Source organism: Xenorhabdus japonica (assembly GCF_900115195.1).
Lineage (GTDB): Bacteria > Pseudomonadota > Gammaproteobacteria > Enterobacterales > Enterobacteriaceae > Xenorhabdus > Xenorhabdus japonica.
The window spans coordinates 17,370-29,041 of sequence record NZ_FOVO01000042.1 but is presented as its reverse complement, the minus strand read 5'-3'; the positions used below and the strand labels follow the sequence as shown (position 1 = coordinate 29,041).

Sequence of the window (11,672 nt, the reverse complement as noted above, 5' to 3'; positions counted from 1 at the left end):
TTTTTCATGTCACATTACCCGAAAAAGTACAGGAATTGGCAACCCGGCTGACAGATAATTTCCAGACTTTAATTCCTGCATCTTCAAGTTAATTGTGTATATACTTTAGGTTGGCAAAAATAAAATATATATGTATTTTTTTGTTTACTCATATAATGGTAAATTAGCCTCCTCTTCCAGTTACGCAATGCAGCAATTATATATGTATGGGATTGTGCATAATTTAAAATATATAACTGATAATTCAGACGTGAAAAGTTATGAAAAACAATAGGTTAATCTAAATGTATTATTCTCTAGTACGGAAGGCACTGTTCCAGCTTGATCCTGAACAGGCACATGAGCTGACTTTCCGCCAGCTCAAACGCGTCGCCGATACTCCTTTCGAATTTCTCATCCGTCAGTCCGTTGCCACTAAACCCGTTACTTGCATGGGGCTGTCTTTTAAAAATCCACTCGGCTTAGCCGCTGGTCTTGATAAAAACGGTGATTGTATTGATGCGTTTGGTGCGATGGGCTTTGGGTTTGTTGAAATAGGTACGGTAACGCCGCGCCCACAAGCTGGAAATGATAAGCCAAGGTTATTCCGTGTGGTTGAAGCGGAGGGAATCATCAACCGGATGGGGTTTAATAACCTTGGGGTAGATAATCTGGTTGAGAATGTTAAACGGGCAAAATACGATGGGATTATCGGAATCAATATTGGTAAAAATAAAGATACCCCGGTCGAAAATGGAAAAGATGATTATTTAATTTGCATGGATAAAATTTATTCTCATGCGGGCTATATCACTATCAATATTTCTTCTCCTAATACGCCTGGTTTGAGAACATTACAGTATGGCGATGCACTTGATGATCTCTTATCTGCGATTAAAAATAAGCAAAGTGAGCTTCAGAAAAAGTTCCAAAAGTATGTTCCTGTTGCTGTTAAAATCTCTCCCGATCTTTCAGAAGATGAATTAATAAAAATTGCTGATAGTTTAATGCGCCATCATATTGATGGGGTTATCGCAACAAATACCACATTAGATAGAAAGATTATCGAGGGTTTGAATCACTGCCAGCAAGCTGGAGGATTAAGTGGACGCCCTGTCCAATTGCACAGCACAGAAATTATCCGTCGCCTTTCCCAAGAATTAAAAGGCGAAATACCAATTATTGGTGTTGGTGGAATTGATTCATTGGTTGCGGCCAGGGAAAAAATGGAAGCAGGTTCCTCATTAATTCAGATATATTCCGGTTTTATCTATAAAGGGCCAAAGCTCATTAAAGATATTGTTAATCATATCTGAATATTTATCGAAATTTGAGGGTGGTGGTTTATTTCCACCCTCAATTCGTCTATATTTTGTTCTGTGGATTAAATTTTATTATTTATTTTTGACTTTTTATTTCGGCGAAGATGCTTATTTTTAACCAAAAAAGCTATTTTGAGCATAAAAGGGTAAACAATGAAAATTAGACCTGATGACCAGTGGCGCTGGTATTTTGATCCTGAGCATAGCCGTGTCATGCTCGATCTCGCTAATGGCATGGTTTTTCGTTCTTGCTTTCCTGCCAAAATGTTGACCGACTATGCCGTTACAATGAAAGAAATGTCATTCTCAGTCGATGATGCTGCGCTTTTTTACACCTTTGAAGAACATGGACGCCTTATTAATATCGCTCCCGCGCTTAGAACTGAATTGGCTTTGAATGGGGTGGTAGTATTACGCTTTATGAAACCACAAATGCCTAAAAGTTGGTATTTTTCCCCTGTTTCTTTAATAGGAAAACCGGAATACGGTGAAATTGTTCAGCTTCAATTACAGGAAAGTGGTACTGAAGCACTGTTTATGGTTGCAGAAGTTGGCGACAATGCCAGTTTATGCTTGCTGGCACAACAAAAGTTAGAGCTGAATGATCGTGTAATGAATTTTTGTGATCCCATTAAAGTTATGAATGATCGCATGATGCCTTATACTGAGCCAACTCATTTATCAATATATGATCGGGTGATTTAGTGCCATTTATTAAGCTGCTGTGTTCATAACATTATTAAGGCTGTTATTCCTTGATTGAGTTTGCCTAAAAACTCGGTAATAAAAATCCAGTTAAAACTAGTAAGATAGATATAAATATAAAAATCAGACAGATGTTTTGACTTATACTGCCTGATTTAAATACAAATTCCATTAACGTATATTATTAATGTTTAGTTTAATTCAATAACTAAATCATTTTTAGGTATACAGCTACATGCCAGAATTTTTCCATTATTCTTGATAGATGTTGATTTTAATGGTAATACATCCCCTTTAATCCGGGATATCTTACAGGAGCCACAAATTCCGGCACGACATGAATAAGGAATTCGAATACCTTGATTTTCGAGCTGTTCTAAAATAATTTGCTGATTATTTCCGACAAAATGCTGTCCATTAAATTTAATAGAAATTGCTTGCTGAGTAATTTCTTCTATAGTCAAATCAGTCGATTTCTCACCACCGCCATATTCGAATGGTGTTTTCTTTTCCAAAATGGTGACACGATCACCAACTCGGATAATGCTACTATTACGGGCAATTGCATTCTGCCCAAAATCAACTGCGCTATTTTCTTTAGCCGTTCTGAAAGATTGTAGTGTAGCCAGCGGCTGCATGTTTTTGGTAGATCGAAAACAATATCTCCGATTTGAATGACCTGCCAGCTATCCTCTTCAAAAGGTGTTGCACCTGTGACAATTGTTGCACTTTCCCCGTTTGGAGCCTGTAAATACAGACCGTTATGAAGCATAGTTGGGGTAATAGTAGCATCTGTGGGTATTGGCGAGCCGTAATAAAAGTACCGTCTGTTGTAGTTATCATAAAATTGCGATCAAATATCAGGCCGCTTTCATTGGCGAGGGAGTGAGAGAGTTGCAATCCGCGCATGGATTTGACGGGGTGGGTATAGGAGGCGCGACAGAGTTATCATCCAATATTTCCAGAGTATTTTTATTTTTGATCGTATCAGCAACTTTATGACATGTTGTTGGTATTGGCTATAATGTGCAGCAATTTTTTTGGTGGTAAACTTTTTGTGGTGATTAATAATATGAATTTTCTCTTTGCCAGCACGGCACGTGGACTGGAAGAACTGTTAAAGAACGAATTAGAAATGCTGGGAGCGCAATCCTGTAAGATTGCCCAAGGCGGGGTTCATTTTCAGGGTGATGATCGGGTGATGTATAAAAGTCTGCTGTGGAGCAGACTGGCATCCCGTATCATGATGCCGCTTAATGAATTCAAAGTTTATAGTGATTTGGATCTGTACCTTGGTGTCCAGTCCATTGACTGGAGTGAGATCTTTTCAGTTGATAGCACTTTTTCTGTGCACTTCAGCGGCACGAATGAGGAGATCAGAAATACGCAATATGGTGCATTGAAAGTAAAAGATGCCATTGTTGATAGTTTTATGCGCAAAATAAAGCAACGTCCTGATGTTGCTAAACAACAACCTGATGTTCGTGTTCATGTCTTCCTGAATAAAGAGAAAGCAACAGTATCACTCGATTTGAGTGGAGATAGTCTGCATATCCGTGGCTACCGTGATCTGGTTGGACAAGCACCACTGAAAGAGAATCTTGCAGCAGCGATTATTTTGCGTTCTGGCTGGAATGTAGGAACGCCAATGGTTGATCCAATGTGTGGTTCAGGAACGTTGCTGATAGAAGCGGCCATGATAGCGGCAGATTGCGCACCAGGCCTGCATCGTAAGCATTGGGGGTTCACATCATGGTTGAAATTCAATGAAACAATCTGGCGTGAAATTACTACAGAAGCACAAGTACGTTTCCGTAAGGGATTACAGGAAACCTCGTCTCGCTTTTTCGGAACGGATATTGATCGCCGTGTCATGGATATGGCACGTTCAAATGCGCGCAGGGCAGGGGTGGCTCAATTAATCCAGTTCCAGCAGGAAGATGCAAGCAAACTGGAAAATCCATTGCCGGAAGGGCCTGTGGGTACGGTATTAAGTAACCCGCCTTATGGTGAACGTCTTGAAAGTGAACCTGCATTGATTGCACTGCATAGTATATTTGGTCGCGTAATTAAAGCCCGCTTCCCTGGCTGGCGTTTATCCTTGTTCAGTGCTTCACCAGAGCTGTTGAGCTGTCTGCAATTACGTGCAGAACGTGAGTTTAAGGCCAAAAATGGCCCTCTGGATTGTATCCAAAAGACTTATCTCATCCAAAAGAACGAGCAAATATCAGATAAAACTCAGTCATTGGATGTGGGTATCGCGGAGGATTATGCTAACCGTCTGCGTAAAAATGAGAAAAAACTCAGTAAATGGGCCAAACAGCAAGGCATTGATTGTTATCGTTTATATGATGCGGACTTACCAGAATATAATGTTGCTGTTGATCGTTATGCCGATAAAATCATTGTGCAAGAATATGCACCCCCGAAAACAGTGGATGCCAATAAAGCTCGCCAACGTCTGTTTGATGTCATTAGTGCGACAATGAATGTACTTGGTTTATCATCCAGCCAACTGATCTTGAAAACTCGCCAACGTCAGAGAGGTAAAAACCAGTATGAGAAAATGGCCGAGAAGAAAGAATTCTTTTTGGTAAACGAATATGGTGCGAAATTCTGGGTTAACCTGACTGATTATTTGGATACAGGGTTATTCCTTGATCACCGTATTGCCCGCAAAAAATTGGGTGAAATGAGCCGAGGCAAAGATTTCCTCAATTTGTTTGCTTATACCGGTTCGGCGACAGTTCATGCAGGATTGGGTGGTGCGCGTTCGACGACTACGGTAGATATGTCTCGCACTTATCTTGAGTGGGCAGAGAAAAACTTACAGGCGAATGGCTTAACTGGACGCCAGCATCGTTTGATTCAGGCTGATTGCTTGGGCTGGTTGGCTCAGACCCGTGAACAGTTCGATGTAATCTTTATTGATCCCCCAACATTCTCTAATTCCAAGCGAATGGAAGACACTTTTGATATTCAGCGTGATCACATTACATTAATGAAACAATTAAAATGCCTGCTACGCCCTGGTGGAACCTTAATGTTCTCCAATAATAAACGGGGTTTTAAAATGGATTTTGCTGAATTGAATAAGTTAGGGCTGGTTGCAAACGAAATAACGGAAAAAACTTTATCTCAGGATTTTGCCCGTAACCGTCAGATCCATAACTGCTGGCTGCTGCGTCACGCTGGCGAGGAAAAATAACATTATGTCATTGATTAGTTTATCCGGTGCTTGGTTATCATTCAGTGATGCGCCGTTGTTGGATAATGCTGAGCTGCATATCGAAGAAAATGAGAGGGTATGTTTGGTTGGGCGGAATGGTGCGGGAAAATCCACATTATTGCGCGTATTGGCAAAAGAACAACCGCTGGATGATGGCTTAGTTATTTATGAACAAGACCTGATTGTTGCACGCTTACAGCAAGATCCTCCCCGTGATGTAGAAGGCACGGTATTTGATTTTGTTGCAGAAGGGGTAAAAGAGCAGGCGGAGTGCATTAAAGCGTTCCATAGTGCTTCGCGTCTGGTGGAAACAGACCCCAGTGAAAAGAACCTCAACCATCTGGCAGAATTACAGGAAATACTGGATATCCGTGGCCTTTGGTCATTGGATAGCCGTATTAGCGACGTGCTGAAACAACTTTCCTTGCCAGCAGAAGCGAAACTATCTTCACTATCTGGTGGTTGGTTGCGTAAGGCGGCTTTAGGCAGGGCGCTGGTTTGCTCTCCAAGAGTGCTGTTTCTTGATGAACCGACCAACCACCTTGATATCGATACCATCGAATGGTTGGAGAATTTCCTGAAAGCCTTTAATGGTAGTCTTGTATTCATTTCCCATGACCGCTCATTCATTCGCAACATGGCGACACGCATCGTTGATTTGGATCGCGGGAAACTGACCTCATGGCCGGGAAATTACGATAAATATCTTGAAGGAAAAGAAGAAGCCCTGCGGGTTGAAGATTTACAAAATGCCGAATTTGATAAAAAGCTGGCTCAGGAAGAAGTTTGGATCCGTCAGGGCATTAAAGCACGGCGTACCCGCAATGAAGGTCGGGTAAGGGCACTGAAAGCCCTGCGTGTAGAACGCTCTGAACGCCGCAATGTTATGGGAACGGCGAAAATGCAGGTCGAAGAAGCGACACGTTCCGGTAAGATCGTATTTGAAATGGAAAATGTAAATTACCAGATTGGTGATAAAACATTGGTCAAAAATTTCTCGGCTCAAGTCCAGCGTGGCGACAAAATTGCGTTGGTGGGGCCAAATGGCTGCGGTAAAACGACATTATTGAAGCTCATGCTGGGTGGGCTGTCAGCAGACAATGGGCGCGTTCATTGTGGGACAAAACTTGAAGTGGCCTACTTTGATCAGCACCGTACCGCATTGGACCCGGATAAAACCGTTATGGATAACCTGGCTGAAGGTAAACAAGAAGTCATGGTCAATGGACGTTCCCGCCATGTACTGGGTTATTTGCAGGATTTCCTTTTCCATCCCAAACGAGCGATGACGCCTGTACGAGCGCTTTCTGGTGGTGAGCGTAATCGTCTGTTATTGGCTAGGCTATTCTTGAAACCAAGCAATCTTCTTATTCTTGATGAACCGACCAATGACCTTGATGTTGAAACATTGGAACTACTGGAAGAATTGGTTGATGGCTATACCGGAAGCGTGATTTTGGTGAGCCATGATCGTCAATTTGTTGATAATTCAGTCACTGAATGCTGGATTTTTGAAGGCAATGGTGAGATCAACAATTATGTAGGGGGATATTACGATGCTCAGCAGCAGCGGATGCAAACTATTTCCTTGCGTCAAGCTGCAGAGAAAAAGGTGCATGTTGACGACAAGGCAGTAAAACCGAAAGAATCTCCTAAACGGACAAATAATAAGATAAGTTACCATTTACTACGTGAATTAGAGCAACTACCATCATTATTAGAAAAGCTAGAAGAAGAGATAGATAAATTACAATCTCAGGTCAGTGACCCAAATTTCTTCAACCAATCACATGAAATTACACAAAATGTTCTAAATGAATTAGCGAATAAAGAACAAGAATTGGAAAAAGCTTTTGATCGTTGGCAGGAATTGGAAATAATGAAAAACGGATGATAGCTGCTGCATAAAAGAAACTTGTGGGTTTTGCTAGAGGAGAAACACTTTGTGTTCCAATAACCACCAGCACAACAAGCTGGTTCTTTGTCCCCAGTGTGACATGCTGGTGGCTATGCCTGATTTGGAACAAGGGAAAAAGGCGGTTTGTCCACGGTGTAATACTTTACTGACCGCAAAGTGGAAAGAGCCACGTAACCAACCAACAGGCTATGCATTAAGCGCATTAATAATGCTTTTTCTCGCTTGCCTGTTTCCTTTTGTTAGCATGAGTGTTGCGGGGATTGAGAGTAAAATAACGTTGACTCAGATCCCCGAAGTAATGTTCAGTGAAGACTATTCCAGCATGGCTGTGTTTTTTCTGATCTTCGTTCAGCTCGTGCCGGCATTTTGTATGGTTGCCATCATCTTCTTATGTCAAAACGTCAAAATGGCGCGCCGCTTGAAAATAGAGTTGGCGCGCATTCTGTTTAAGATGAAAACGTGGTGTATGGCAGAAATCTTCCTTGCGGGAGTTCTGGTGAGTTTTGTTAAGCTCATGGCATACGGTGAAATCAGCATTGGTTTGAGCTTCTTGCCTTATTGTCTATTTTGCTTGTTTCAAATCAGGGCATTTCAGTGCCTTGACCGACATTGGTTTTGGAATGAAATAGAACCTGCCCCTGAAATTTGTCATAAATTACAAGCAGGAGTTCCCGGATTGGTGCAAGGAGTCAGGTTGTGCCAGTGTTGTACAGCCATTTTGCCAGCCCATCAGTTTCAATGCTCCCGTTGCCACACAAGGGGGTATGCTCGTCGTCACCATAGTCTCCAATACACAATGGCACTATTGATAACATCCGTCATACTTTATATTCCGGCGAATGTTTTACCGATAATGATAACCCAATCACTAGGAAGTCACATTCACTCTACTATTCTAGAGGGCATTATTCTACTTTGGAGTTCTGGCTCTTACCCTGTTGCGATGGTTATTTTTATTGCCAGTATTATGGTGCCTTTATTGAAAATGCTGGCTATCAGTTGGCTGTGCTGGGATGCGAAAAGCCAAGGCAAACATGACTCAGAAACGATGCATTTTATTTATGAAGTCGTTGAGTTTGTTGGCCGTTGGTCAATGCTTGATGTGTTTGTTATTGCTGTATTATCGTCGTTAGTTCAGATGGGGCAGCTAATGAGCATCTATCCGGCTATGGGGGCGGTACTGTTTGCTTTGGTAGTGATCTTGACAATGTTTGCATCAATGACATTTGATCCACGTTTAACTTGGGATAAATCCAACAGTAAATTTGTATTACATAAAAATGAGGAATCGTAAGGTGACGGATAAAGAAGAAGATCTGACTCAAGCCCGAATCAGTAAACTGAAGAGTTGGTCACCTATATGGATCGTACCAGTTATCACTGTGCTTATTGGGGCGTGGATATTGTTTTATCATTTTAGTCACCAAGGGCCGGAAGTGACTTTGACAACAACGGGTGCTGAGGGGATTGAAGCAGGAAAAACTAAAATCAAAAGCCGTAGTGTAGACGTTGGCGTCGTCGAAACCGTATCACTGAGCGATAACTTAAACAAGGTTATTATTACAGCTCGTCTTAATTATGGAATGGAGCGTCTTCTGCGCAAAGATACCACATTTTGGGTTGTAAAACCTCAGATTGGGCGAGAAGGGGTTTCCGGCCTGAGTACATTACTATCAGGTGCATTTATTGAATTACAGCCCGGTACACAAGGAGAGGAGGAACAAACCTTTTCATTGCTTTCTTCACCCCCACTTGCTTCCCCCGATGCAAAAGGTATTCGTATTATCCTGACCAGTGAAGAAGCAGGGCGATTAACGCCTGGTGATCCCGTATTATTCCGGGGTTATCGTGTAGGCTCGGTTGAAACTGCTTCCTTTGATCCAAATTCTCGACAAGTTCAATACCAAATTTTCGTTAATGACCCTTACGATGGTTTATTGACAACGAACGTCAGATTTTGGAAAGACAGTGGTGTATCTTTCGATATGTCATCGCAAGGTTTACGGGTTGATGTAGCTTCATTATCAACCTTATTTGCGAGTGGAGTGAGTTTTGATGTACCGAAAGGTTGGATTCTGGGTAATCCCGTTAAAGAAAAAGAAGTTTTCAAACTTTATGATAGTGAAAGAAGCATCCAAAGCTCACTTTATACTGAGCATAAAGACTTTTTATTATTTTTTTCTGATTCAGTGCGTGGATTGCAGACGGGAGCGCCCGTAGAATTTCGTGGTATCCGATTGGGTACTGTAGCCGCAGTACCTTTTTATCCAGAAGGGATTAAGCAACGGCTTGACAATGATTTCCGCATCCCTGTATTGATTCATATAGAGCCTGAGCGTTTTAAGAAAGAATTAGGAAATGGATTCGATACAGACAAAGAGTTAAAGTTGATTATTGAGCGAGGGTTAAGAGCCTCCTTGAAATCGGGAAATTTACTGACTGGCGCATTGTTTATTGATCTGGATTTTTACCCTGATGAGAAAGCCTGGAAAGCTCCGTATGAAATCGCAGGTTATGAAACTCTACCAACAATCAGTGGTGGTTTGGCGCAAATCCAGCAGAAGATTATAACGGCATTGGATAAAATCAATAATATGCCGATTGAGCCAGTATTTAATCAGGCAAAACGGACACTTGAAGAAAGCCAGAAGACGATGAAAGAAGCGCATAAAACAGTGGGTGAATTAAATCGTATTCTCGCGAGCCAAGAAGCGCAGGCACTTCCTAAAGATATACAAAATACATTACATGAGTTAAACCGCAGTATGCAGGGAATTCAACCAGGCTCACCTGCTTATAGTAAACTGATGGATAATATGCAACGGTTGGATCAAGTATTACGTGAATTACAACCTGTTTTAAAAATGCTTAATAATAAAAGTAATGCATTAGTATTCGAAGCTAAAGCAACAAAAGATCCAGAACCTAAAAAGGCACTTAAATAATGAAAAAGTTGATTTCAAGATTGGCATTTTTTATTCCCGTTAGTGTTTTTGTGGTTGGGAGTCTATTTACTTCTGGGTGCAGCGGTGGTCAGCCACAAAAAACGTATTATCAATTGCCTGTTTTGGTCAATGTGATAGCGGAAAAGTCTGCATCACAGGAGATCAAACTGGGGGCGAAACATGAACCGCAACTGTGGATAAAAAGCGTTAACCTTTCAGACTACCTTGCTGCTCCTGGAATCGTGTATCAAACAGGAGATGTAAGCTATGTCAATGCATCAAACCATTTATGGGCTAGCCCATTGCAGCAGCAGTTACAACAAGCACTGATCTCTGAACTGAGTGCCGCATTTCCGAATCGTTTGGTTTCTGGTCAGGAATTAGAAAAAGACGCAAATGCGCTGGATATCACAATAACTGCTTTTCACGGGCGATATGATGGTCAGGTGTTGATTGAAGGCTATTGGATACTGTCTAATTCAGATAAGGTGGTTAAGAGGCCTTTCAACTTTAAGTTGGAACAGGAAAAAAATGGTTATGCTGAATTAGTGCTTACTTTATCAAAAGGTTACAGTCAGTTAGCTAAATCAATTGCCAAACAACTTTCTTTGCAATCTTAACCGGGCAGAGTACCTATTTAACCAAGTTATATTATATCAATATGTTTTTTTTATGATTTTTATATTGTGCAGAGATTAAACATACTTTCCACCTGCACTGTCAGGATAAAAATGGAAAAGCGCTTTATCTTAAGAAAATGACCCGAACCAAGCTTCTTGAGTTTCTGAACGTGACTCCCTGCGCAACCGTCGTCATGGAGGCTTGTACCGATGCACATTTCATGGCACAAAAAATCGCAGCATTAGGCCATGAAACTAAATTGATTTCACCGCACGCAGTTTGTCCGGCCGTTTGTCAAAAGCAACAAAAATGATTTCATTGATGCCGAGGCTATTTGTAACGTCATCGTTTTAATCTGGGGAAAACGTTCTTTTTAATTACACATATCAGTCTGTCTAGCAACTGTTCAAGCGTATGACAGACTATTTAGCATAGTGACGCTATTTTAATAGATAATTAATTAAATTCTAAAGGAATGTAATATGAAAATTAAATTTTTAATTAGCATCTTTATTATTATGGTTATGCAGAGTCATGCTTATGCCTTTGCAGGACATTGTGATAAAAACAATGGAAAAACGGGATATGTTCAATCCATATATATTGGGGTAGATAATAGTAATGATGGCAGCGTTAGTTTCAATTTTTTACCCAAAGGTTCGAAAGAAGCAATAACACTCTCTTTTTATAATTACATTAGCAGTAAACACAATACAATACTTCCAGATGATACGGTGGCCGCCCAAAATGCACGGGCTGCTTATACGCTTTTATTAACAGCCTATTCCTCTGGGTCACCGATAAAAATTATGCGGTGTTATAAGGATGGTGTTGTGGCGTTTGGAATAGGGCAAGGCTCGTTATAAATCGGGTTTGTCGATTTAACAAGAATGGATTTATAAGAAAGTTTTTATTATCCCCCTTTGGAGGCCATTTAATACGAATTAATTTAG

8 protein-coding genes and 2 pseudogenes are annotated in these 11,672 nt (G+C 41.0%); 9 read left to right on the top strand and 1 reads right to left on the bottom strand.

Translation table 11 applies throughout. From position 1 onward, the window contains the following. The first annotated feature begins 284 nt into the window (after positions 1-284). On the top strand, positions 285-1,295 hold the full coding sequence (gene pyrD, locus BM135_RS13880) for a quinone-dependent dihydroorotate dehydrogenase (RefSeq protein ID WP_092520552.1): 1,011 nt from the start codon (positions 285-287) through the stop codon (positions 1,293-1,295). A 159-nt stretch (positions 1,296-1,454) separates the two neighbouring features. Continuing rightward, positions 1,455-2,006, top strand: coding sequence for a cell division protein ZapC (locus tag BM135_RS13875; RefSeq protein ID WP_092520550.1), 552 nt, complete (start codon positions 1,455-1,457; stop codon positions 2,004-2,006). A gap of 191 nt (positions 2,007-2,197) precedes the next feature. Here BM135_RS13875 and BM135_RS13870 read toward each other — a convergent pair. Continuing rightward, positions 2,198-2,958: pseudogene (locus tag BM135_RS13870) on the bottom strand (YcbX family protein). A gap of 120 nt (positions 2,959-3,078) precedes the next feature. On the opposite strand from BM135_RS13870, the gene rlmKL reads away from it, so the two are divergent. From rlmKL to BM135_RS13835, 7 genes and pseudogenes are all read left to right on the top strand, one after another. Continuing rightward, positions 3,079-5,214, top strand: a complete 2,136-nt coding sequence (gene rlmKL, locus BM135_RS13865) for a bifunctional 23S rRNA (guanine(2069)-N(7))-methyltransferase RlmK/23S rRNA (guanine(2445)-N(2))-methyltransferase RlmL (protein WP_092520554.1) — start codon at positions 3,079-3,081, stop codon at positions 5,212-5,214. Positions 5,215-5,218: 4 nt separating this feature from the next. Continuing rightward, positions 5,219-7,129, top strand: a complete 1,911-nt coding sequence (locus BM135_RS13860; RefSeq protein ID WP_092520548.1) for an ABC transporter ATP-binding protein — start codon at positions 5,219-5,221, stop codon at positions 7,127-7,129. Between the two features lie 103 nt (positions 7,130-7,232). After that, complete coding sequence (gene pqiA / locus BM135_RS13855; protein ID WP_245737413.1) at positions 7,233-8,447, top strand: membrane integrity-associated transporter subunit PqiA; 1,215 nt, start codon at positions 7,233-7,235, stop codon at positions 8,445-8,447. A 1-nt stretch (position 8,448) separates the two neighbouring features. Continuing rightward, on the top strand, positions 8,449-10,098 hold the full coding sequence (gene pqiB, locus BM135_RS13850; RefSeq protein ID WP_092520544.1) for an intermembrane transport protein PqiB: 1,650 nt from the start codon (positions 8,449-8,451) through the stop codon (positions 10,096-10,098). Then, positions 10,098-10,718 carry a membrane integrity-associated transporter subunit PqiC gene (gene pqiC / locus BM135_RS13845; RefSeq protein WP_092520542.1) on the top strand — a complete coding sequence of 207 codons (621 nt, stop codon included), beginning with the start codon at positions 10,098-10,100 and terminating at the stop codon, positions 10,716-10,718. The genes pqiB and pqiC overlap by 1 nt, the downstream gene beginning before the upstream one ends. Positions 10,719-10,792: 74 nt before the next feature. Beyond that, positions 10,793-11,057 (top strand): annotated as a pseudogene (locus BM135_RS13840) (IS110 family transposase); the annotation flags it as partial. Positions 11,058-11,201: 144 nt separating this feature from the next. Further along, the gene (locus BM135_RS13835) at positions 11,202-11,585 is read left to right on the top strand and encodes a hypothetical protein (RefSeq protein WP_092520538.1); all 384 of its coding nucleotides are present in this window, start codon (positions 11,202-11,204) and stop codon (positions 11,583-11,585) included. Positions 11,586-11,672 lie beyond the last annotated feature (87 nt).